Below are 22,606 nucleotides of genomic sequence, written 5' to 3' on the forward strand. Positions count from 1 at the left end.
CTAGGAAAGAGAAACCAGTGTGGCGCCGGCGCAGATCAGTGCCGCGCCGCCGCCCACCATCGAAAGATTCAGTGAGCGCCATTCACCAAAAGCCAGGGCGCCGACCGTCACGGCCACCAATGCGTTGGCGTTAGTCAACGGGGCGACCACGGCGACCGGAAGCTTCAGCACGCCGAAGCCGTAGGTGATGCAGGCGATGGCGGCAGACCAGGCCAGTGCCATTGCGATCGCCCAGCCGACCGCACTCGGAATCCACAACCCGCTCGCCTCGCCGGTGAGTGCCAGACTTCCCCAGCCGACCAGCGCGACGGTCGTTCCAATCACCGCGAGATAGGTCGGAATCGAGGCCCCTGCGGCAATGCTTGAACGCATCAGCACGGTGCCCAGGCCGAGCAAAACTGCTGGCGCAATCCCGCCGACCAGGACACCGGTCGCGTTCATGATTGGCCCCCGGGCTTGGTTCCCGGGAAGTATTCGGTGTGAGTCTCGCCGGTACGGCCGTAGTAGAGGACCCGTTTGCCAAGAAGCGAGACCTTGTAGCCGGCACAACCAGCCTGCGCGATCTTGGCGCAGAAGCCCGGATACGTGTAGCCGGGGCGGCGCTCCAAGGCCTCGCGAATCTGCTCGCGCACAATATCCGCCTCAAAGCGTTCGCCGACTGCCGTCGGCGTTGGCTCAGTCGACAGCTCGATCGACTGGCCATCTGGCATGTAGTAGGTGCGGGTGGCCCGGCGGAAGTCGACAGCATAGCCGTCGAAGCCGGCATCCATCAGCATCTTGAGGCTGGCGGGGAAGGTCAGGGTGCCTGATTCCGAGCCTGCGAGGGTGGTTCGCGCGATGTCTTGCCAATGTGCGTTCATGTCGCTCTCCTTGCGTTTACAGATGGTCCTGAGCGTCGCACTCAGGTCGTGGGAACTTCCTTGAGCTGGTGGTGGGCTACCAGGGCCTGCATGGCGCTCTTCAGCGCCCTTTGCTCGGCCGCGCCGAGGTGCCCGAAGAAATGGGCATCGTTCGCGTCAGCCAGTTCGGCAAGCTGTGGCACGAGCGCCTTGCCTGCACGCGTCAGCACCAGAACCTGCTCGCGTGCGCGCCCCTCCGCCAACTGGCGCTGCGCCAGGCCCTTTTCTTCCAGGCGGCTGATCACCTTGGAGGCGGCACCCTTGGTCATTCCCAAGGCTCGGATGAGCTCGGCGTGGCTGGTCTCGTGTTGATCCAGCAGGGTTCGCAATGCGACCCATTCCGTGACGGTGACGTCACGTTCCTCCAGCAACTTCTGAAAGCGCGCGGACACATGGTTGGACACGAAGCGCAGCCAAAAGCCCAGGTGGGCCTCCAGCGGCGCGGCTGACTTTTTGGTGGTGGTCGATGCCATTTGGTTTCCTTGGAAACTTCATGGATATTAGTATCCATGGAAACCAATGTCAAGAACAATGCGTTGGCCCGTCTATCGTCGCCCGCATCCCTGAGAGGTGTCAATTGACGACAATGCGGCCACCCGCGACCGAGCCTCATAGGGGGCGCACGAGGCTGTAGCGGAAGACTGCAGCACCCTTCGAACCGACCATTGACGCGACCGCGGCCCGGTGCATCAATGACTGGTGTGGAGTTGCCAGAGCGCGTCCGGCAGCGGATTTTAACGACGGTAAAGCGCTGCACCACTGCCGTTCAAATCCGCGAACCGATTGACCGTTCAGGGTCGGGTTGCGACCGCCCGACGCGGCGCACACTCAATCTCCCTTCGCTTGAAAGGAGATTGTCATGGAATCCGAGAATGTCGTGGTTGTCCACCGCGTGCCGTGGAACAAGGGCAAGCTCACCGGGCAGAAGCCACCGTTAAAGCTTCGGGAAATCTGGGCGATCCGGACGAGACTTCAGATCGCGTCGAACGTTCGTGAGCTCGCGATGTTCAATCTCGCGATTGATAGCAAGCTGCGGGCGTGCGACCTCACGCGGTTACGGGTCCAGGATGTCCGTCACGGAAGCCAAGTGGCGTCGAGAGCGACAGTCATGCAGCAGAAGACCCAGCGGCCGGTGCAATTTGAGATCACGGAACAGACTCGTGAGAGCCTCGAAGCGTGGATCGAAACCCGGGGACTGAAGGCGGCGGATTTTCTGTTCCCGAGCCGGATTCATACGTCACCGCACCTGTCGACGCGACAATATTCCCGGCTGGTACACCGCTGCGTTGCATCGATTGGTCTCGACGATACCGCATACGGTAGGCGTTGCTCATAACGCAGCTCGATTACTAATAGTGGCGTCAACGTGGTCTACGATACTTACCACAGATATACAGTGGTAAGCGGCCATTTGTCTGCCGGGAGGTCCAATGGCTGAGAAGGGTTGCTTTCTGCTCGGCGCCGTCCGGCCAACATGAATTGCCCACCGGGAGGGGCACCCCGACATTCGACCGGCATTGGTGTAGCCGAAAGCAGGCCTACACGAATTTAGGGGGAAGCGGAATCCATGGGCCGTCACGGCTTGATTGCTGACGTCAGACCGTTTGGCTGTGCCTCGGAAACCGCTTTGAAGCTGAGCATTTCATTCGCGTAGCGAGATCGAATGCCATTGATCAGCATTCTGCCTCCGACCTCTGTTGTGCTGTATTCAGATTGCGGCACACAAATACTGAATCTATCAGATGGATCGTGTTCCTTCGTTAAGATCAACCCGTAGCACTCGTTTTTCCCGTGATTTTCGTACTTTCCCGTTACATCATAAATTTCTGAATAGGCAACGCCTTCACGCCGATTCATCTCAAGTGAAACAGCCGAAATTGACAGGAAAGCAATAACAGTCGCCGCGAACAATCCCAAAAACCAAGAAACTCCCGGCCCAACCTCTGTCATTCCGCCGATACGCATGCGGTACGTACTTCCTACTATCGCTGTCCGAAACCACCAGCCGATCAAAATGACTGGGCCTATCGCGATTCCAATTGCCTGACTTCTATAGTCAGGATTAGTTTGTGTTGCGAGGCCTCCACTTGGAAGGATAGAAATGGCAACAATCACAAAAACAATAAAACCTAAAAGTCGCGGTTCGAACCGACGGTTACCAGATGCAGACATAAGCCACTCGCCAAGAAGTCTCTATTCTTCACCGTGTCAAATGACATCGGCACAGATTTACTTCAATCGTACAGGATTGTCTTCTTCGTAGCGCGCCGTCATCGCAATCGACGCGTGTCCTACTGGAGCCAAACTTCCAACCATCTGTGCTTTCACGGTCGAAGGCCGTTGTCTCTTGCGAGCGGCCGTTGAACACGCGCCGTTACGACCGACAGTTGTGGGTCGAGCCATGCCTTTTGCATAAAACGCGCCACCGAGGCGATCGGCGCGCTCGACCGTGGGGCACAGTGCGGCCACAAACTGTCGGCCGCCATCGCTGTTACCACGTCATTCGAGAGACTGCTATTCCATAAACAACGGCCAGGCGAACGTTGGCTGCTGCTATATTCTTCACGGGGGTACTTGACCTAGCATGGTGCCCGTCGAGATATGTCAACTGACGATCCTTTATGTTACAAATAGCGAACACAAAATGCTGGCTTGGGTGAAAAAACTTAGTAAGCGCGTCCCCAGGAAACAGAGCGCGGTCGGTCAACCTCTCTCACCAAATATTCGCCAAATGAAAGAAATAAAAGCGTTGGTAATAGGTTCGCTTCGTCACGATCATGTGACGTCCGTGTCGTGGGCGAAACTGACATCTGTGAACATTTTAGATTTCGATGTCGTTCTTCTTTTTCTGCCTAGTTTGGATATCGCAACTATTCGTGCTGTCGGAACAGAGGCGCTATTTAAGTTGCAACACACCTTCGCGCAATATTTAGCATCGAACGGTGAACTTATCGTCCTTGGTGCCCCTCCGTTCCATGACGATAGTCACGGTCAATGGCTATGGTGCCCGGTCCCGCTTGTATCGGTAGCTCAAAAGGGCGATACGGTCGAAATTTGCGGTGGGAGATTTACGAATCTTCTAAGTCGGCTTAAATCATGGGACTGCGTGTATCAAGTACACCCGCACAACCCAGCGCAAGTCCTGTCAATGATTCTGTCTCAAGGGATGGCGAATTTAACGTTTGAATACGAGCCGTACGCACGAAATCGGGCAGGCGGGGTACTAGCTGCGAAATACACTTACTTTACGAGCGTGCGAAGAGATGAGCGGCATGACTGGCCAGGCTCGGTTACGGTGCTACCGCATTTCCCTAGTGATGAACCCCACTCAGTGGTCGCAACGACGTTGGTTGACATTCTAGGTAAGCCTCAATCGGAAGGAACCCCCGAGTGGCTGTCCTCGATACCCATGCAGTCAGTAACCCCGATTGATTTGCGGGTAACAGAATTGCGTCAGGAAATAGCCGAGCTAGAAAACCAAGTGGAACAACAGCTTAAGGAAAAAGCGCGATTGGAAAGCTTTAAGTGCTTGTTGTACGTTTCAAGCTTTGAACTTGAAGATTTGGTTGCGGGATGCCTTGGCCTTTTGGGCGCAACCATCAAGCCGGCGCAATATTCACAAGAAGAGTTTGTAATGGAGTGGAAGGGCGCGGTATTTTTGGCGGAATGTAAAGGGGTCTCCAAGAGCATCTCCCTCGCTCATCTTCGGCAGGTTCAAGACTACGTTCTCAAGTACGAGGAAGACGAGGGCACTGCGGGAAAGGGGATTTTATTCGGAAACGCTTGGCGTGACTTGCCTCCCAGCGAGCGAAACACGAACGACAGACCTATATTTCCAAGCAACGTCATAGAGAGAGCACAGCAGTTTGGCGTTGCACTCGTGTCCTCTATCGATCTTTTCTATGTCTTCTCGCGATTCCTTAATAAAGAGGTTTCCTCCGAAGCAATTTTGTCGCGGATAACAAGCGCGAACGGAATAGCTGATTTCAGCAATCTAAATTGCGACTAGAATGGGATCGTGCAGAGAAGATAGATCCTAATGCGGTTGGATGAGCAGGTGTCTGATTGATATCAGGAGCCGACGTTCAGGGCACAATTTCTCCGATGACTGGAATGGGTCGACGCGGGCCGTCCGCCGGACCGGGCATGGTGCGACGGTGTCGTCGGTCGGAGGTCGGCCAGGAGCGGTCAATCAATGGAAAGCTCAACAGCGCCAAGCATTAGCTGGAGCGCTGGCTTAGTCGCGTATCAATATCCATATCGCCGTGGATCGGCCACTACGGCCTTTGCTGTCTGCATGGCTTGTTCTTCTGAGAGTTTCGCCCGTACAAGTACCTGTACCAGTGCGGGAACGTCTCTGGCTCGCGCGGCGTCGCCGAAAAGTTCAAATAGACCGAAATGAAAGAGACGCTCGTTCACAGTCATGCACGCTATAAATTGCTCTTCCATGGTTTCGCTCGAAAAGGCAACATCGATGTTAAGAGCCCGTCACATCCATTGATACGATGCTGCCCGCACGAACTGCACAGGTGCCTCCTCAGGCAGCCATGAAAACCGTTTCTTGAGCTCGCTATTGCAAGCATCGCAGCACTTTGACATATTGGCGTGCCGCCAGTTATCGGAACGACACGCCTCGGCCCAGATCTGCATGAACATGGTTCGGTCTTCAGATTTATCGGATAGTTGATCTAGTACAGTCGAATCGAACGTCCAAGGCTTCTCCCAATTCCGAAACGCAAGCGCAGCCCTAATGAGGTCAGATTTAGCCATGGCGAAAAATTCAGGTTTTATGGAACCGACAATATCACGACGAACGTCTTCTTTCCGGCGGCCTGAAAGACCGCTCAGGGTCGACGCGGGCCGTCCGTCGCACAGGGCACGGTGCGACGGCGTCTTCGGTCGGAGGTCGGCCATTAAGACGCGTTCGCCGCGCGAGTCGACCGAACACCGAAGCGGCATCCCAACCGCGGAAAACGGACATTCTGCTAGCGCTCATGCTTGCATCGGCGCTGCCCGCCGTGCCAAGGAGTTTCCGAGTTGGAGGCGCCACTAACTCGCGCACAGCGGCACGCGTGATGCCGCGTGGTGAAATTCACATTGCCGACGAAAGAGCGAAGACTCGCTTTCACGACGTCCATGTCCACGAGCAGACGCATCGCCCGTCCGTAATACGCGACGCATCAGGTGTGACGGTGATTCTGTGCGTCGTCTGGTTTCGAAGCCTGACGCGCAACTAGGCTTCGCCCATGCGGCGGGGCCAGGCCTTGGAGCAACGATCGCCGCCAGTCTTGGCACCAACCGTCGCTGGCACGCGAACATCACCGACTCGTCGACAGGGACCGTCGTTTCGGCGACGCCGACCTGGACATGGAGGCTTCGAAGTCGCGCGCAAGCATCGCGATGGTGACTTTCGCGAACCTCGCGAGCACGACGTTCTCGGCTTCCCGCAGCGTCTCTGAAAGTTGCGCATTCACCGCCTGTTCGACAAGACATTCCGGGTGATCGTGCGAAACGAGGTCCGAGAAAAGCGGCGGTTCACCGACTGCGCGATAGACGTCCAATAATGTAATGTTCTCAAGCGGTTTGCCCAATACCCATCCGCCGCCGTGCCCCTTTTCTGACGTGACATAACCCACGTCGCGCAGACCGCCGAACAAGCGTCTCACAACGACGGCATTCGTATCCAGCATCTTGCCGAGCACTTCGGAAGTCAACGGACCGTCCGCATACTTCAGGTGAATCAGCGCGTGCAGGACACGTGATATGCGGCTGTCGGTTTTCATCTTGGGGGACTATCTCAAGAAACTTTAAGAGTTGCGTGATAGTGTAGCACGGCGCTATCATGCAACACGACACGTTACTTGATTGGGAGGAAACCTATGTCAGCGCATTACGATGCCATCGTGGTCGGAGGCAGCTTCGCCGGACTTTCCGCCGCAATGCAACTGGCGCGCGCGAGACGGCGTGTACTGGTGCTTGATGACAGACGTCCACGCAATCGCTTCGCACGACACTCGCATGGGTTCCTCGGACAGGATGGCAAGGCGCCAGGCGAGATCATCGGAGAAGCGACAGCCCAACTGGCGGCGTATCCGATGGCGCGGATCGTCGAAGGGGAAGCCAGCACAGCGGAACGCATCGGTGATCGATTCGTCGTCACACAAGGCGATGGGAGCACTTTGAGTTCGGATCGTCTGATCCTCGCCACGGGCGTTCGCGACGAACTACCGTCCGTGCCCGGCCTTGAAGAGCGATGGGGTCTTTCAGTACTGCATTGTCCTTACTGTCACGGCTACGAAGTTGGAGACAAACGGCTCGGCGTTCTGGCGACACACGCGCTTTCGGTCCATCAGGCGATGCTCGTGTCTGATTGGGGACCGACAACATGGTTCACGCAAGGCATCGTCCAACCGACGCCTGAGGAGGCTGCTCTGCTCGACACCCGTCACGTGCTCGTCGAGCGGACCCCCGTTATCGAATTAATCGGAGCTTCCCCCAACATAACCGGCTTGCGTCTTGCCGATGACCGGGTCGTCGCTATCGACGCGCTCTTCGTCGCGCCCCGGACCCGAATGGTGAGCCCACTCGCGACACAGCTCGGATGCGCGTTCGAAGAAGGACCGATGGGCCCGGTTATCCGTGTGGACGAATGGAAGCAGACGAGCGTGCCGGGCGTGTTCGCCGCCGGTGACGCGTCGAGTACCTGGACAAACGCGACGTTCGCATCGGCAGCGGGGGTTGCGGCGGGTGTCGCAGCTCATCGTTCACTCATCTTCGGGTTATAGACGGTGAAGCCAGTTGCTGTCGCTGCACCGCTTCAGGCGAAGCGTACGCCAGGCAGCCTTCCGCTGCTCACCTCCGTCGAACTGAGCGGCTGAGATGGGTCGCTTTATGCATTTTGCATGATAGGCTGCGCCCGCGGCGATCGGCGGGCTCGGTCGTCGGGCGCTAGCCGGCCAACTAGAGACGTTCGACCTCGGACCCAAGATAGCCGACAATTTGGTGTCATTCTCCCAACTGCAGAAAACCCATCAGCTCGCCGACGATCGCTTCGGGAGCGTCTTCCTGCATCAAATGCCCTGAGCCAGGAACCCGCGTGAAGCGTGCTCCGGGAATCAGCGACGATAATTCAAGGCCTCGCTCGACCGGAATCCACTGATCCTCCTCGCCCCACAGGATGGAAACCGGGCAGCGTAGCTCTCCATAACGCGATTGGACGTCATCGGTATAGCGCTGGTTCATCTGGGCGATTTGCCGGTAGAACGCCGCTTGCCCCAGTTCGCCTGTCCATGGCGACGAGTAAATGCGCAATGTGTCTGTCGCGAGCGTTCGGTTCGCTGCGCCCTGCAGATATGCGTTGACCATCGCCCCATGAATGTACGCGGGCACGCCTGCGAACGCAGCCTCATGCGCGCGCACATGACGGACAAACGGTGAACCCCATGGGGCGATCGCCACCGGATCGATCAGCAGCAGAGATCGATACTCGCATTGGTTGAGCAAGGCAGCCCTGAGCGCTGTGGCGCCTCCAAAATCGTGGGCGACCACGTCAGGCTTCTCGAGCCGCCAATGCCTGAGCAAGGCTGCAAGCAGGTGATTCTGAACCCCCAGTGAGACATCCTGATCCGCGCGCTGCTCGGACATTCCGTAACCAAGCAGATCGAAGTAGAAAATTTGTCGAAAGCGAGCGGCGATCGGCGCGATGCGGCGCCAGACCTGCGAAGAAAACGGCGTTCCATGGACCAGCACCAACGGCTTTCCCGCACCGATTACCCCATAGCGTACCGACTGACCATCGAAGTCAAAAGAATGCGCCAAAGGCAACGCCCCAGGAAACGACTGCTTGGACTGCCGCGAAGTATCCGTCATGAACCACCTTGTGCGTTGGACTATGGCGATGAACCAGCATAGACTAACCATCAAAATACAACAAGGAGGTTATATTGGCCAGAGCAAAAGAACCGTGTTTGCAAGCAGATATGAATGTGGGCGGCCACCTCGTCCTTAACTTCGTGAACACCTGCGGCGGCGCCGGTAAGGATCGTGACGTCGAGCGATTGGTCAACTGGCGTGACGTTATCGACTGGGCTACGGCAAACGGTGTCCTCAATGCGGCTGATAGTCGCCTGATCGAGAAGGCGCGGTTGCGCGCGGGGTGCCGTCCATCCGATCTCCTGAAAGATCTGACGGAACTGCGAGAAGCGGTGCATTCGGTGCTCTCTGCGATTGCCGGTAGCGTTCTGCCTGCGCAGACCGCCCGGCTGCGGCTGGAAGGCTATATCGTCGAGGCAATGAGCCATTCGGCGCTGTTCGTTGAAGGACGAGCACCGGCACGCTGGACAGTATGCCCTGAGAAGGCCGGTAGCGCGCTCATCAAGGACCGGCTTGCTATCGCTGCGAGCGAACTGCTTTCGCAACCGATCCTGTCGAATGTCCGGGAGTGCGGCGCATGCTCGTGGTTGTTCCTCGATCTCTCGCGGAGCAGGTCCCGACGATGGTGCTCAATGGCCACTTGTGGAAATCGCGCAAAAGCACAGCGCCACTACCATACGACGAGAACGACATATTGAACGGCGGTCTAAACGTGCGTGAACGGGCGTGCGGACTCATCGCCTCCAGCTTTTCGTGCACGACTAACGGCCGCTTTGGAGAAAGTTGAATGACCGGAGAGGGTCGGGCTGCGACATTCCTCCGGCGCCGAGCCGCGAAACGGCATCGTCGGTCGGAGTGCGGCCAGGATGAGTCACTGGTTCGTACTCTCGCCCGGCGCGCGAACGTCGGCTTCGTCCAAGCAAACGGTCCGTAAAATCGAGAGCATGTGCGACGTGCAGCCGGCGCCGCTGCGCATCGTGTTGGGTTTCCTGGCGTTACGGAGTACGACTGAGACGCTGCGTGCCCGGATCGCAGGCTTCGAGGTGCAGGTTGAACTGGCCGCCTCGACCGATTTCCCTGTCGGAGAATAGGCGTAGATGGATGAGGTGTTCGAATCAAGGCGTAGGACGTTGGCCCATTCGGCATGCTGAAGCGGCGAGAGATCGATCATGCAAGCCAGTCGCCGGCGCAAACCTGTTTGGAATATGGCACGGATTCCGCTCACTTTGAGATCAAAGGCACAACGCTTGAGCGTCTGAGACGCATCGACACCGAGAACCGGTCGGCGGGGTGCTCACTGATCGATACTTCGAAGGCTGCACCCGACAAATCGATATATCTCCGCACAATCCGCAGCGCCGCGCTTCCAGGCGCTACCTTCAATCGCGAAGCCATCTCCGGCGAAACGCTGACCGCCTGGACATCTTGCTGGATCTCCGTCACGCATCGACCGTAGCGGGCTTCGATGAGCGAGCTGATCAGCGTGCCAGGCTCCGCGCGCGCAATCTCCACGATGTCACCGTAGGCCGGGTCGATATAAACATCCGTCCAGCCGACCGGCGGCAACCTGCTGTCGCGGTCTACCCGCAAGCTTGACATCCGCACCCAGCGTTCACCTTCTTCGCAGCGCAAATCCTTGGCCAACTCACCGGTAGCCGAAATTTCTTCAGCGGACTGCACGACTCGCAGATGCTCGGTGCCGAACTGAACCACGTCATCAATCGACGCGAGCGACGACCGAAAGTCGTTTCTCGGCCGGGTTGATTCAACGCGCGTGCCCGCGTTTTTGCGCCGCGACACGAGGCCTAGTTGTTGGAGCTCATTCAGGGCTGCACGAATGGTGTGTCGACTCGTCCTGTACTGATCGCGCAATTCCAGCTCGGTGGGCAAGTACGCGCCCACTGGAAGGCGGCCCGACGCGATCGCTTCGGTCAGGTCGCGGGCAATGTCGGCGAAGTGCGGTTTGTTCATCTGTCATCGATCGGTGCTGAGACGTCAGGGTAAATCATAGCTTGTTTCATATGTCCGGACATATTAGCCTAAATATGTCCGGACATATCGGCATGTTGCGAGTGAATTGTCCCGACTTATTTCCGTTTTCCCCGATTTCCCGAGGTCCTTATGACGAGCTGCACGATTCCCGTATCCAGCACCGTGGTCGATTCCATCCTGTTCCGGGACGCATTCGGCACCGCGAAAATGCGCGCCCTGTTTTCTGATTACGCGCTCGTCCAGCGCTACATCGACGTGGAGGTCGCGCTTGCCAAGGCCGAAGCGCGTGTCGGCGTGATTCCGGTCGAGGCTGCCGCGGTGATTGCGCGCGAAGCCACCATCGAGCGCATCGACTTCGACCATATGCGTGAGGAGACCGATATTGTCGGCTACCCCATTCTGCCGCTCGTGCATCAGCTCGTCGGCATGTGCGGGGACGCGGGGCGTTTCGTGCACTGGGGCGCGACCACGCAGGACATCATGGACACCGCTGTAGCCCTGCAGGTCCGCGACGCGCTCGATGCGCTCGACGCCGATGTCCGCGAACTGCGCGCGATTCTGGCCGGACTGGCTAGTAAGTACCGTGATACGCCCATGGCGGGCCGCACGCACCTGCAACAGGCTCTCCCCATTACCTTTGGCTACAAGGCCGCGATCTGGCTCGCCATGTTCGACCGTCATCAGCAGCGCCTTGCGGCACTGCGCCCGCGGGTGGCGGTGGTCGAATTTGGTGGGGCAGCGGGCACGCTCGCTTCGTTGGGCGACAGGGGGTTGGAGGTGCAGGCCGCGATGGCCGAGGAACTGGGCCTTGGGGTACCGGCCACGACCTGGCACGTGGCGCGTGACGGTTTCGCCGAAGCCGTCAACCTGCTCGCTCTGGTCACGGGGTCGCTTGGCAAGATCGCGACCGACATCATGATCATGGCCTCGACGGAGTTCGCCGAAGTTTACGAACCGTTCGTCAAGGGGCGCGGTGCGAGCAGCACGATGCCGCAAAAGCGCAACCCGATTTCAAGCGAGCTGATGCTGGCGGCCGCCAAGGCCGTGCGCCAGCACGCAGGCCTGATGGTCGACGCGATGATCCAGGACTTCGAGCGTGCAACGGGCCCGTGGCACGCCGAGTGGATCGCGATTCCGGAGAGCTTCATCCTCACTTCGGGGGCAATGCATCAGGCGAAATTCGCCCTGGGCGGCCTGATCGTGGATACCGAACGCATGAAGCACAACCTCGGCATCAGCAGGGGGCTCATCGTCGCAGAGGCCGTGATGATGCAAATGGCCCCGCATATGGGGCGTCAGCAGGCGCACGACATCGTCTACGACGCGTGCCGAACCGTCAACCAGGACGGCGGCACGCTCGCCGAGGCCCTTGCCGCATTGCCGGCGGTCACTCGCCACTTCGATCGTCGCGAGATCGATCACATGACCGATCCAGCCAATTACCTCGGTCTCGCGCCGGCAATGGTTGATCGGGCAATCCGGCTGTCCAGAGAAATCTGAGCTGCGCTCGTCGCTGTTCTGACACCGGTGTTCATCCGGGAAAAGTCACGACATGCGGCACAGAAGATGTGCCGCAAACGAAAACCTGTTTCGCTTTACGGAGGCAATGATGGCCAATCCGACCCATCGACACGCGTCGACAAGATATTTTTTCATACGCTGGACCATGGTCGCACTGCTCTTTTTCGCGGGAGCGATAAGCTACATGGATCGCGTTGCAATCTCCGTGGCAGCGCCGATCATCGCGCGTGAGATGCATCTCGATGCCGCGCATCTGGGACTGGTATTCAGCACGTTCTTCATCGGCTATGCCATCTTCTGCTTTATCGGTGGATGGGGTGCAGATCGCATAGGTCCACGACGCATTCTCCTGGTCGCTGTTCTGGGGTGGTCGGTATTCTGCGGGATGACGGCGCTTGCGGTTGGCTTTGCCAGCCTGCTCGCGATCCGGATCATATTCGGCCTGTTTGAAGGCCCATTCAACTCCACCGCCAACAAGACCATTGGCAACTGGTTCCCGCGTCGCGAACAAGGTACGGCGGTCGGCCTGGCAAACTGTGGCATGCCACTCGGGGCAGCCGCTGCCGGGCCGATAGTCGGGTTCATTGCCGCTGACTACAACTGGCAAGCCGCATTCGTGATCATTGCATTGTTGGGGCTCTGCTGGGTTGCCATTTGGGTGTTCGTCAGCGCCGACGATCCTGGCTGTCATCGCTGGCTCAAAAAGGAAGAGCTCGTCGAGATCTTCGCCGAGCAGAGAAATTCGCATTCATCCAGCGAAATTTCACTGGCGGATTACATGCTGAGGCCATTGACACTGGCCACTGCTTTCGCATTTTTCGGCTACGCCTATCTGCTGTACTTCTTTTTGGCCTGGTTTCCAAGCTATCTCACGATGCAGGAGCATCTGAGCATCAAGCACATGGCGATCGTCGGGATGATTCCGTGGCTGTTCGGTGCATTGGGATTTGGACTGGGAGGAACCGTATCGGACATCATTTTCAAATGGCTGGGGAATGCGCTGTTGGCACGAAAGGTCGTGTTGGTAGGTGGGCTGCTGGTCGCGTCGGTTTGCGTAGGATTAGCTGCGTTTCTGCCGGGCGTGGACGCGGCAGTTGCCCTGATGGCCGTCTCGGTCTTTGCCATGTATCTGACCGGCGCAACGTATTTCGCGATCATCCTGGACAGCGTAGATCGGCGGAAGGTCGGCAGTGTATCAGGGTTTATTCATGCGATCGCAAATACGGCGGGAATCCTCGCGCCGATGATTACCGGCTTTATTGTTCAGCACACCGGACATTTCGAAAGCGCGTTCATGCTTGCCGGCGCAATTGCCTTGCTCGGAGCACTCGGTGTGGCGGCATTTGTTAGAACGAGTAAAGCCGATGCCGGCTATCTCCGCCCATCCCCGGAAAATTGAACGATTGCCGTACGCACCGCAGCTCGGTCGGGTGCGGTCGCTTGAGCCGGTCGCGTCGAACAGAATCCGCCACCAGCTTCGGTCGTTCGTCAACAGTCTTGGATGCGGATAGTACGAAGCAGCCTGTTCAGGCATCGGAGGTTAGCGTGGCACGCGGCTTGACCGTTCTCCGTCGGCCTCGACCGAAATACACATGAGCGGCTTGCCTCGGGCAGGGGAGTAGGGAGGCTCGAGTCTCAGGAGAAAGTCGAAGTGCCGTCCGGAAAGCTTGGCGAGTTGCTCCTGTACCGCACCAAGCCTGATCAGGCACTGTGCGTCCCAGTTCAGACCCACCACGAGTTCGCTCGGCACACCGTTCCACTCGCTCAGCAGAATCGCGCCGGCGCGAGCGTTTTCTTCGGCGAACTGCTCGATGCGTCGTTCGATGTACCGCACATCGTCGCGCATCAATGTGCCCGAGATGCACAGCGAGACGGTGTGTGCCACCTCGTCGTGCCTGAGGTACACCGTGGCGATGCCGCCCAGATGGCGGGACACCCGATCGAGTTGCTCGCTTTCCAGATCGTCCAGGACGGCGAGCGCGCCTGACAGGACATAGGGCGCGGGTTCTTCCATCATCGTCTCCGTTGATTCCGTGACTCCAGGGTTGCCGTTTGCGCCGGGGCATCAGTGTTCTGGTGCGTCAGCCTGCCGACGGCCGGAACCTCTCGAGAATCTTCGCCTGACGTTGCAGGAAGGCTTCCAGTTGCACGTGCTCGTCGGCGAGTTTCTCGAGCAGTTCGACGTGCCGGGCGAGTCCGATCGGAACGAACGACGGCTCCCCGTATCGCACCCGTCTGAAGATGGCGCCAGCCCGCGCCCATTTCTGGGACAATTCCTCCAGTGCGCGCTCGACAGACTCCACTTCTGCGTCGGAGAGCACGCCGCGAATGCAGAGCAGGAAGGAATGGGTGACAGTGTCAGTGGCGAAGTAGACTCCGGCCTCCTCGATACGCTGGGCGAAGTGCTGGGCGTGGATCTGTCTGAAATTGTCGAGGACGGGCAGCGCACCGCTGATCTCATAAGTAAACAGCATGGGCTTACCTCCTGCTTTCGGAACGGCCCTTTCATGGCACGCAAACGAACGAGTCACGCCGTTTGCGGGGTAATTTTGGTGTGCATTTGCGTACATAAACAAACTTAGTACTCAAGATACCGAATGTCAATGACAGATCCTCAATTGAGTAACTTTGGAGTTCGCCTACGGCAGGAGCGTCGACGTTTGCACATGAACCAGACGGATCTCGGTAGCGCTGGCGGCGTTCGGAAGCAGGCACAACTCAACTACGAAAAGGGCTTGAGATATCCGGACGCCAGCTATCTGGCGGGGATCGCGGAAGTCGGTGTTGACGTCCAATACCTGCTGACAGGCCGCCCCGCCGGTCCCGCGACGCTTCGCCTTTCTGGCGATGAGGAGCGACTCCTGGCGGCCTTCCGCGAGTTAAAAGCACGGGAAAAGCGAGGTGTGCTGGCGTTGGTGGGTGCGATTACCGGCATGCCTGCTGATGATCAGGAGGAAGATGCAGAGGACGCGTAGTGTCAAAAAGCCGCAGCATCGCCCGGCATGAGATCGGCTCGGGACGAGACTGAATGCTAAGACCTCGGCGCGCACAAACACGAGGCGCCTCTGGTTATCATTCAGGTGCTTGCCGATGCCGTAGCCTGATTCAAGGGCCGGTCGGCCGTCAACGGATATCGCCGATCGAAGTGGACTTCAAGGACGATCTGAGTGGTGCCAAGTTTTTCGCTGGAGCGCGAAACTTGCCGGCCCCTGCATAGCCCTGCCGTGTTCTTCTAGTCGAGACGAGGAACGAACAGGGCGCTGCGACGCAATGCAGTTTCCTGATGCGGGCACATCGCCGATCGGCTGACGGTCGCTCCAGAACACCATCAGCCCGTACATCAAGACCGCATAGACCACCACGGTCCCTATCGCCATGAGCACCGTGTAACGCACACCCCGCCGCGTCGACGCCGCGGTTTGCCGGGCGGCTTCGCCCACTTTCACGATGGCCGCATCGACGGATGCCACGAACCGCTGCTGGGCCTGCTCCAGCGCCGCAGCGTGCCCGGTCGCACTGCGTATCAGGAGACCCTCCGCCCCGGTCAGGCTCCGCGTCACCTCCCGCACGATGCCGTCTGTACTCTTTTCGACGAGCTTGCCGATCTGCCGGGCCGAGAGTTCGGCCAGCACCTTGCGATACTCGATGGCCGATGCCCGCTCGATGTCGAGGATCGCGTCCCGGAGGTTCGTGACCGCCGCGGACTGCGCCTCGATCATCGTCTGGGCCCGGTCACTGGCCTCCCGCGCACGGCTGCCGATCCTGCGCAGCGCGAGATCGGCCGCTTCCTCAATCGCCTTCGCGGCGTCCTCTACCTGCGCCTTCAGTTCGTCGAGCGTCGCCTGCGTGATCGCGAACGGCACCCACGACGGATCATCGAACGTCAGTCCGTAGGCGATTGCCATGTCGTGGATGCGTTCCCGGTCCCCGTAACCGAGCCGCGAGAGCAGCAGGTCGAACGCCTCGCTGCTCACGGCTTGCGCTCCGCCAGCCCCAGATAATCCGCCGCTTCATCGAACCCCGCATCGACCGCCTGCATCCAGCGGTGCAGGCGCGAGCGCTGCGGTGTGGTGAGCCGGGTATCCTCGCGCGCGTCCGAGAACGTCAGCAGCAATTCGTCGATCGCAACGAGCACGCCGGCCTGGAGCTTCGGGAATGCGATCTCGAGCCCGCCGTATCCGGACAGCATCGTGTACCCGGTGCTCGGCGGACAGTCGCCATGGCCGTACCACAGGAAGAAGTCTTCGCGATCCCCGAACCACTGGTTGATCGCGACCACATAGTCCGCCTGTTTCCCGGCCAGTCCGATCATCTCGCGCACCGTGCGGGTACTGGCGCTGAAGGGCGACAGCACGTTGACGAGCGTTGGCCGGTAACCGGCCCGCGCCAGTTCCGCGAAGAACCCGGTATCGTCGTCGAACTGTTTCAGTTGCGTGAGCGAGGCCGCCGGCATGTCGGCGAGGATCAGCGGCCGGCCGGGATCGACTGCGGCGAGCAGCTGGTCGCGCTCCCGTTCAGGACCCGTGAAGCGGATCGGTACGACCCCCTCTGCGACCTGGCCGGAAACCGGTTCGCCGTGCCCGTCGAGCTTCGCGTAGAACTGGAACAGGTTGCCGATCTCGCCGTCGCCGTCGATCATCAGCGCGTCGCGCTGCTCGCGCCGGATCCGGTCGGCCAGTGCCCTGGCCATCAGGCTCTTGCCCGTTCCGCCCTTGTCGCCACACACCATCACGAACCGTTTCATCGCTGTCCCCGCTTCGTTGCACCCTGGGTCAGCGTGGCACCCAGCGGTGTGATTGACCGCCCGCGTGGTACATCCGCCCTGGCGTGCGTTGCAGCGACCGGCTGGTCGGGCGGTGGCGCGATGCCCGTCTTCGCATCGCCTGCGGCCGATACCGCCCCGGGACTGGACCGGTGACTGTCCGTGCTGCGCTTGCGTGGCCGCTGCGCGCGCGACCGTCTGGCATCCGGCTGGGCATCGACCAGCGCCTGACGCAGCGCCGTCTGGATCGTGCTGGGCGACACGTCGATGCCTGCCGTCTCCCTGAAGAACGCGGCGAGGTCGCGGATGCGCCAGCCCGACTCCAGCGCTGCGCGCAGCGCGGCGGCGCGCCGCGTGATTTCCTGTGACAGCGGTGGTGCGGCGCCGGGCGGTGTGCGTTCGCGCAGGCCTTCCAGCGCTGCGTCGAGCTTCGCCCACTGATCGGACGAGGGTCGTGGACGTTTCGTGGTCATCGTGCGGTTCCATTGAAGTCGCGCCCGTTCGGGCATGACTGAACCGTACACAGGGAACGGCACCGCATCCGTTACAGGCCTGACTGCTTTCCGTTACGGCAGCGCGCGACCTGATGCGCGGTTGTTCGCCGTTGTCCAGACCCGAAATGTCCGCTTACCGGTTTGTTGCTCACGCACGCCGGTTTGCGCGGCACACTGGTCCTGCGTCCGGTCTGCGTTGCCCGGTGCGCTGCCCATGGACACGCGATGTGCGGCCAGTGCGAACAGACTGCGCCGTGATCAACGATGGCCGTGCGGCGTCCGTGCCGCTGTGCTTCGCGTTCGCGAAGGCGGCCATTATCCGCGGGGGCAGGGTGAGGGTTGTGCAACCGCGCGGCATGCGCGCCGTTGCCCACCGCCCGGCAGCCACTCGCTCGCGCTCGTTATGCCTGGCTACCACCCTGCTCAGGGCGCCGCCCCGAGACCCCGCACACCGCGCGCCACGCACGCGCGCTCACTCCGAAGGAGGCGTCGACATGACCCACGGCACCGAGACCCGACAGCGCACGCTCGTCGTCGGCGTGCGCCTGACGAGCGACGAGCACGTCGCCCTCCTGCAGAAAGCAAGCGACTGCGGCCTCACGCTGTCGGCCTACTTCCGCGCGTGCGCGCTCGGCCGCAAGACGAGAAACGTCACGACCAGCCACGTGCTCGAAGCGTTGACGCGGCTGGGCAACGAACAGCGCCGGATCGGCGGGCTGATCAAGCATCTGCGCGGCGAGGAGTCCCTCTCGGCCAGCGAGCGCGCGGCACTGATGGCGCAGATCGACACCGCGCAGCGCGCCGTCATCGACGCGATTCGGCGAGTCGAGCATGCTGGCTAAGATTCCGACCAAGCGCGGCGACGGACGCAGCAGCTTCCGTTCGTTGATCGCGTACGTGACCCGGACCGACGAGGGGCAGGCGACCGATACCGAGACGGCCACGAACTGCCTGTCGCTGGAGACTGCCCACGCGGAGATGCGCGCCGTGGCGGACCGCAGCGCCCGCGTGCGGGATCCGGTGTTCCACTTCGTGATCTCGTGGCGCGACGGCGAGCAGCCGGAACAGGCACAGGTGTTCGAGGCGGGCCGCGCGGCACTCGAGGCACTGGGCATGCTGCCCGACGCACACCAGTACGTAGTCGCGATCCACCGCGATACGGATAACGTGCACCTGCACGTCGTCGTGAACCGCGTGAGTATCGGGACAGGGCGCGCGGTGCATCCGGGGCTGAGTTACCTGAAGCTCGATCGCTGCATGCGCGAACTCGAACTGCGCCAGGGCTGGCAGCACGACCGCGGGCCGCATGCGGTGGTCGAACGCGACGGCCAGCCGGTCATCGAACGTGACCGCACGCATCGGGAAGCACAGCCCGCTCGACCGGCACGGGCGCGCGACATGGAGGCGTTCACCGGCATGGAGAGTCTTGCCACCTACGTGAGCGGGGAGCCGAAGCGCGACGTGCTGGCGGCGCTGGAACGGTCCGGTGCGACGTGGCAGGACATTCATGAGGCGCTGGCCCGACACGGGCTGGAACTGCGCGTGAAGGGGCAGGGGCTGGCGATCTGCGCGAAGGGGCGTGACAACCTGACGCCGGTGAAGGCCAGCAGCGTGCACGAGCAGCTTGGCCGCGGCAAGCTGGAAAAACGCCTCGGCCCATGGGTCGAACCGATGCGCATGATCCGGGTATCGAGTGCCGAGCGCCGCTATGCGGAACGGGACATCGATGAAGCTCGTGCAGCCCGCCGCGAAGCGCGGGCCCACATGCGGGCCGAACTGCGCGCGAGCTATGACCGTGACCACGCCCGACAGCGGCGCGAATTCGACACGGCGTGGCAACAGATGCGGGCCCGACATCGGAACGACTATCGCGCCTTGCTGGAACGACACCAGCACGTGCGCGGACAGATCCGCCGCAGCGGCTTGACATCGGCCGAACGCAAGGCGGCGTATTCGGTATCGGCTTTCGGGCGGGCGCGCGAACTCGAAACCCTGCGCGGGCAGCAATGGGCGGAACGCGAGGCGCTGACGCGGCCCCAGACGTACCGCGAATGGGTCGGGATGAGAGCCAGGGAGGGCGACGAGGCCGCGATCGCCCAGCTCAGGGGATGGGCCTATACGGAGCGGCGCCGGCGGAAGAAGCCAGCGGAACCCGAGCGCCGCAACCGGATCACCGGCCTGTCCGGAGACGACCCCAATCCGCTCCCGCCGAAGCGGGCGCAGGTCCTGGAGAACTGGACCTGGCGCGTCGATACGGCAACCGGCAACGTCGACTATCTGCGCGAAGGCACGCGGCAGTTCGCCGACGAGGGCTGGGGCGTCGTGTTCGATTCCGATGACGCGCAGTGGGACACCATGCTCGCCGGTCTGATGCTTGCGCGTCAGAAGTTCGGGCCGCAGATCGACGTGACCGGCAGCGAGGGCTTTCGGGAGCGCACCGCCGTGCTGGCTGTGACCTATCGGATCGACGTGACGTTTGGTGATGAGGCGTTGGAGGCAAAGCGGCTGCAACTCGTCCAGGCGCAGCAACAACGTGAGCAGGCGCTGGAACCGCAGAGAACGCCTCGGCATCAGAGGGACAATCGAACGCCGGAACCGAAGCCGGAGCCGAGACCGGCGCCATCGCCTGATGGGCCCGAACGGTAGGGAGGCGCAGTCTTGATTTTTCGGAAGACGAAGCATAGGTTTGCCACTATGAACGCGATACCTGACTCTCCCGATCTGCAGATTCATTGCCAAAGCGGCGATGCGGGCGCACTGCCGGCCCATCTTATCCGCATGGGTCGTGAGGGATTGCGTCTGCAGATGGAACGGGTCGCCCGTCAGGACCGGGCGGCGCCTGCCGTGATACTCGGATCGTTTGCGGCGCTCGCGCTGTTCACGCTGCTGTTCAGCCTCGAAGACCGGACGATTCCGATGCTGATCTTCTTCGTCGGCATGATCGTGTGGCTCGCGATCTTCTATGGCCTGTCCGGGCAGATCCAGTGGAAGCGGATCCGGTCCGCGACCCTGTTGCGAGTTGGCCGCATGAATGCGTGGCGTGCGATGCTGGCGCTGTTCGTGCTGTCGGGATGGCGCATGGCCGGGCATCACATCCGCGTGATGCTCGACAGGCTGGCGGTCATCCTGAATCACCTTCGGGCGGGCCTGCGTATCCGGCTCGGCCTGACCGATTTCAACCTCACCGCATTCCGCCTCGTTCCGCCGAAGGCCGCGCACGCCTGAGCGTTGCGCGGATTGTCCCGCCTCTTGCCGCGCTCGCGGCGCTTCCCCTGCTGATCGTAAAGAGGCTGCCTGTTTCGGGAGGCAGTCCGATGGCTCGCAAAACCACTATCGCCTGGCCGGCCGGGCCGCTGGTGCCCGGCTACCTGCTGCGCTTCGCCGATCTTCGCCCTCACGTGCGCCTGTCGCGGCAGACTGTCCTGACGCTCGAACGCGCGGGGCGTTTCCCGCGCGCCGTGCGCTTCGGGCCACGCTGCACGCTCTGGCGCTCGGAAGACGTGATCGGGTGGCTCAACGACCCGGCGCACTACCGGGCGCCATGGCTGGAGGAGAGCGGGCTTGAGTGTTAATCGCTGCGCAAAGACGCAGAGCAACTACGAGCGCGAGTACGCTCGGGGATGACACAAAGAATAGTGTTTGCTAAACCGAATGTGCAACTGTGCCGCGAAGATTGACCGATCTTGCACGCGAATGACTTGGCCCTCGCAAAGCGCGAAATCAGTTTGAAAGGGTATCCATGCCAGTGTCGGCTGTGCGGGCACGTCATCATTTGGGGAGTTGATATAAATGATAATGTCCTTTATCACATATAAACGAGGAGAGACCATGGCTTCCCGACGCCCGGCTGCACCGCCCCCTGTTGCCCCCAAACTCCAACTGGCTCCCGAGGCAATCAAGCGCGGTATCGGCCGTTTGCAGGAACGGATCGATGCATTGCGCGCATTCGATATCCGGACGATTTCTAGCACGAGCAGCCCCGAATTGAATGCGTTGTCGGTTGCGGTTCAAGACACGCTGGTCCGCTGTTTTGGTGAAAACACCTCCGCTTACAAACGGTTCGAAGGGGCGGCTAGTCTAAGCTGGTTTCCGGGCTACATCAGCCTGAATGGGCCGCATCCCGCCCGTGAGTGTCAGCAAGGCGTTGCGAGAAACATCGAGAAGTCAGTGGTGCTGCTGCAGGAAGCACAGCGCGTCCTGAACGAAGATCTGGCTGACGCCGAGCATGAAACCACTTCGGCGCCGGCTGTCAGTGATGTTGGACAGCCCAAGGTCCTTTCCCGGCGCGTGTTTGTCGTTCATGGCCACGACGATGGGGCGCGCGAGACCGTTGCCCGGTATCTGGAAAAGATCGGCTTCGAGCCGATCATCCTGCACGAGAAGGCGAGCCAGAACCGCACGGTTATCGAGAAGATCGAGGCCTATCACGACGTTGGCCTCGCGGTCGTGCTGCTGACGCCCGATGACGAGGGCTGTGTGAAGGGCGGGCAGCCTGAACCGCGTGCGCGGCAGAACGTGCTGCTCGAACTCGGCTATTTCATGGGGCGTCTCGGGCGAGACAAGGTGTGTGCGCTCAAGCGAGGTGCGGTTGAAATCCCCAGCGACTTTGCTGGCGTGGTCTGGGTCAGTATGGAAAGCAATGGCTGGAAACAGGAACTGGGCAAAGAGTTCGAGGCGGCGGGCCACGACATCGACTGGAACAAGGTGATGCGGGCATGAGCTTGCCCGTCTCAGTCAGTGGAATATCCTCGCCGGCGCTCATGACTGCCGCCGGCGAACATGCCGGCATACGCCTTTGTGCGGCAGCGTCAATGGCTGCTGATGCTCGATTTGACTCGCCGAATGCAAGCTCGGTGAGGCAGGATGTTGCCGGAGAGTTGATTATGCGGACGTGTGAGGTTATGCGGGCATACAGGACCGATCCGAGTTAGGCCCGATGTATCGTCCGCCGACGGTGAACGGAGAGAAGAACACGGCGAGGCGATACAATCTCTCGAAAGTGTAAGCCACCATCATCGCCCACAATGTCTAAGTCAGTCGGAGAGACGTGGGTAAGGGGATCATGA

The 22,606-nt window shown here is 60.5% G+C and carries 25 protein-coding genes and 1 pseudogene; 13 read left to right on the forward strand and 13 right to left on the reverse strand.

Annotation, left to right across the window (positions count from 1 at the left end):
- From AC3AP7_RS16605 to AC3AP7_RS16615, 3 genes are read right to left on the reverse strand one after another with little or no spacing between them, the layout of a single operon-like run.
- A complete protein-coding gene (locus AC3AP7_RS16605; RefSeq protein ID WP_475767282.1) occupies positions 1-441 on the reverse strand; it encodes a hypothetical protein in 441 nt (146 codons plus the stop codon).
- Entirely contained in the window at positions 438-860 is a 423-nt protein-coding gene (locus AC3AP7_RS16610; protein WP_475767280.1) for a DUF1398 domain-containing protein, read from the reverse strand. Before AC3AP7_RS16610 ends, AC3AP7_RS16605 begins: the two co-directional genes overlap by 4 nt.
- 41 nt (positions 861-901) lie before the next feature.
- Positions 902-1,372 carry a MarR family winged helix-turn-helix transcriptional regulator gene (locus AC3AP7_RS16615; RefSeq protein ID WP_475767278.1) on the reverse strand — a complete coding sequence of 157 codons (471 nt, stop codon included), beginning with the start codon at positions 1,370-1,372 and terminating at the stop codon, positions 902-904.
- A gap of 386 nt (positions 1,373-1,758) precedes the next feature.
- On the opposite strand from AC3AP7_RS16615, the pseudogene AC3AP7_RS16620 reads away from it, so the two are divergent.
- Positions 1,759-2,220 (forward strand): annotated as a pseudogene (locus AC3AP7_RS16620) (tyrosine-type recombinase/integrase); the annotation flags it as partial.
- Between the two features lie 254 nt (positions 2,221-2,474).
- Here the strand turns inward: AC3AP7_RS16620 and AC3AP7_RS16625 are convergent.
- Positions 2,475-3,071: a hypothetical protein gene (locus tag AC3AP7_RS16625; protein WP_475767276.1), complete on the reverse strand. Its 597-nt coding sequence runs from the start codon at positions 3,069-3,071 to the stop codon at positions 2,475-2,477.
- A gap of 412 nt (positions 3,072-3,483) precedes the next feature.
- Between AC3AP7_RS16625 and AC3AP7_RS16630 the strand changes: the two genes are divergently transcribed.
- Positions 3,484-4,908, forward strand: coding sequence for a hypothetical protein (locus tag AC3AP7_RS16630; RefSeq protein ID WP_475767274.1), 1,425 nt, complete (start codon positions 3,484-3,486; stop codon positions 4,906-4,908).
- A gap of 239 nt (positions 4,909-5,147) precedes the next feature.
- Here the strand turns inward: AC3AP7_RS16630 and AC3AP7_RS16635 are convergent, their stop codons facing one another.
- Positions 5,148-5,348 (reverse strand): hypothetical protein, encoded by a 201-nt coding sequence (locus AC3AP7_RS16635; RefSeq protein WP_475767272.1) that lies wholly within the window; start codon positions 5,346-5,348, stop codon positions 5,148-5,150.
- Positions 5,349-6,217: 869 nt separating this feature from the next.
- Positions 6,218-6,682, reverse strand: coding sequence for an Rrf2 family transcriptional regulator (locus tag AC3AP7_RS16640; RefSeq protein ID WP_475767269.1), 465 nt, complete (start codon positions 6,680-6,682; stop codon positions 6,218-6,220).
- A gap of 96 nt (positions 6,683-6,778) precedes the next feature.
- Between AC3AP7_RS16640 and AC3AP7_RS16645 the strand changes: the two genes are divergently transcribed.
- Entirely contained in the window at positions 6,779-7,684 is a 906-nt protein-coding gene (locus AC3AP7_RS16645) for an NAD(P)/FAD-dependent oxidoreductase (RefSeq protein WP_475767266.1), read from the forward strand.
- A gap of 220 nt (positions 7,685-7,904) precedes the next feature.
- Here AC3AP7_RS16645 and AC3AP7_RS16650 read toward each other — a convergent pair whose 3' ends face one another.
- Positions 7,905-8,768 (reverse strand): alpha/beta fold hydrolase, encoded by an 864-nt coding sequence (locus AC3AP7_RS16650; protein WP_475767263.1) that lies wholly within the window; start codon positions 8,766-8,768, stop codon positions 7,905-7,907.
- A 74-nt stretch (positions 8,769-8,842) separates the two neighbouring features.
- Between AC3AP7_RS16650 and AC3AP7_RS16655 the strand changes: the two genes are divergently transcribed.
- Both AC3AP7_RS16655 and AC3AP7_RS16660 read left to right on the forward strand, forming a co-directional pair.
- Complete coding sequence (locus tag AC3AP7_RS16655) at positions 8,843-9,469, forward strand: CGNR zinc finger domain-containing protein (RefSeq protein WP_475767261.1); 627 nt, start codon at positions 8,843-8,845, stop codon at positions 9,467-9,469.
- Positions 9,470-9,637: 168 nt separating this feature from the next.
- The gene (locus AC3AP7_RS16660; protein ID WP_475767259.1) at positions 9,638-9,862 is read left to right on the forward strand and encodes a hypothetical protein; all 225 of its coding nucleotides are present in this window, start codon (positions 9,638-9,640) and stop codon (positions 9,860-9,862) included.
- Positions 9,863-9,992: 130 nt separating this feature from the next.
- Here AC3AP7_RS16660 and AC3AP7_RS16665 read toward each other — a convergent pair whose 3' ends face one another.
- Positions 9,993-10,742 carry a GntR family transcriptional regulator gene (locus AC3AP7_RS16665; RefSeq protein ID WP_475767257.1) on the reverse strand — a complete coding sequence of 250 codons (750 nt, stop codon included), beginning with the start codon at positions 10,740-10,742 and terminating at the stop codon, positions 9,993-9,995.
- Between the two features lie 150 nt (positions 10,743-10,892).
- On the opposite strand from AC3AP7_RS16665, the gene AC3AP7_RS16670 reads away from it, so the two are divergent.
- Both AC3AP7_RS16670 and AC3AP7_RS16675 read left to right on the forward strand, forming a co-directional pair.
- Complete coding sequence (locus tag AC3AP7_RS16670; protein WP_475767255.1) at positions 10,893-12,263, forward strand: class-II fumarase/aspartase family protein; 1,371 nt, start codon at positions 10,893-10,895, stop codon at positions 12,261-12,263.
- Between the two features lie 166 nt (positions 12,264-12,429).
- Positions 12,430-13,683 carry an MFS transporter gene (locus AC3AP7_RS16675; protein ID WP_475767253.1) on the forward strand — a complete coding sequence of 418 codons (1,254 nt, stop codon included), beginning with the start codon at positions 12,430-12,432 and terminating at the stop codon, positions 13,681-13,683.
- A 141-nt stretch (positions 13,684-13,824) separates the two neighbouring features.
- Here the strand turns inward: AC3AP7_RS16675 and AC3AP7_RS16680 are convergent, their stop codons facing one another.
- Both AC3AP7_RS16680 and AC3AP7_RS16685 read right to left on the reverse strand, forming a co-directional pair.
- Positions 13,825-14,298, reverse strand: a complete 474-nt coding sequence (locus AC3AP7_RS16680; RefSeq protein ID WP_475767880.1) for a hypothetical protein — start codon at positions 14,296-14,298, stop codon at positions 13,825-13,827.
- Positions 14,299-14,365: 67 nt separating this feature from the next.
- Positions 14,366-14,758, reverse strand: coding sequence for a hypothetical protein (locus AC3AP7_RS16685; protein ID WP_475767251.1), 393 nt, complete (start codon positions 14,756-14,758; stop codon positions 14,366-14,368).
- 192 nt (positions 14,759-14,950) lie between these two features.
- On the opposite strand from AC3AP7_RS16685, the gene AC3AP7_RS16690 reads away from it, so the two are divergent.
- The gene (locus AC3AP7_RS16690) at positions 14,951-15,259 is read left to right on the forward strand and encodes a helix-turn-helix domain-containing protein (protein ID WP_475767250.1); all 309 of its coding nucleotides are present in this window, start codon (positions 14,951-14,953) and stop codon (positions 15,257-15,259) included.
- A gap of 177 nt (positions 15,260-15,436) precedes the next feature.
- Here AC3AP7_RS16690 and AC3AP7_RS16695 read toward each other — a convergent pair whose 3' ends face one another.
- From AC3AP7_RS16695 to AC3AP7_RS16705, 3 genes are read right to left on the reverse strand one after another with little or no spacing between them, the layout of a single operon-like run.
- Positions 15,437-16,258, reverse strand: coding sequence for a hypothetical protein (locus AC3AP7_RS16695; RefSeq protein WP_475767248.1), 822 nt, complete (start codon positions 16,256-16,258; stop codon positions 15,437-15,439).
- Positions 16,255-17,028, reverse strand: a complete 774-nt coding sequence (locus AC3AP7_RS16700) for a P-loop NTPase family protein (RefSeq protein ID WP_475767246.1) — start codon at positions 17,026-17,028, stop codon at positions 16,255-16,257. The genes AC3AP7_RS16695 and AC3AP7_RS16700 overlap by 4 nt, the downstream gene beginning before the upstream one ends.
- A complete protein-coding gene (locus tag AC3AP7_RS16705; RefSeq protein ID WP_475767244.1) occupies positions 17,025-17,519 on the reverse strand; it encodes a hypothetical protein in 495 nt (164 codons plus the stop codon). Before AC3AP7_RS16705 ends, AC3AP7_RS16700 begins: the two co-directional genes overlap by 4 nt.
- A gap of 515 nt (positions 17,520-18,034) precedes the next feature.
- On the opposite strand from AC3AP7_RS16705, the gene mobA reads away from it, so the two are divergent.
- The 5 genes from mobA to AC3AP7_RS16730 all read left to right on the forward strand — a co-directional run bounded on the left by mobA (position 18,035) and on the right by AC3AP7_RS16730 (position 22,259).
- The gene (mobA, locus tag AC3AP7_RS16710; protein ID WP_475767242.1) at positions 18,035-18,382 is read left to right on the forward strand and encodes a plasmid mobilization protein MobA; all 348 of its coding nucleotides are present in this window, start codon (positions 18,035-18,037) and stop codon (positions 18,380-18,382) included.
- Positions 18,372-20,186, forward strand: a complete 1,815-nt coding sequence (traI, locus tag AC3AP7_RS16715; protein ID WP_475767240.1) for a TraI/MobA(P) family conjugative relaxase — start codon at positions 18,372-18,374, stop codon at positions 20,184-20,186. Before mobA ends, traI begins: the two co-directional genes overlap by 11 nt.
- Positions 20,187-20,198: 12 nt before the next feature.
- Positions 20,199-20,765, forward strand: coding sequence for a hypothetical protein (locus AC3AP7_RS16720; RefSeq protein WP_475767237.1), 567 nt, complete (start codon positions 20,199-20,201; stop codon positions 20,763-20,765).
- Between the two features lie 89 nt (positions 20,766-20,854).
- Entirely contained in the window at positions 20,855-21,112 is a 258-nt protein-coding gene (locus AC3AP7_RS16725) for a helix-turn-helix transcriptional regulator (RefSeq protein ID WP_475767234.1), read from the forward strand.
- 256 nt (positions 21,113-21,368) lie between these two features.
- Positions 21,369-22,259 carry a TIR domain-containing protein gene (locus AC3AP7_RS16730; RefSeq protein ID WP_475767232.1) on the forward strand — a complete coding sequence of 297 codons (891 nt, stop codon included), beginning with the start codon at positions 21,369-21,371 and terminating at the stop codon, positions 22,257-22,259.
- Positions 22,260-22,606 lie beyond the last annotated feature (347 nt).

The organism is Paraburkholderia sp. PAMB 6770, assembly GCF_057748135.1.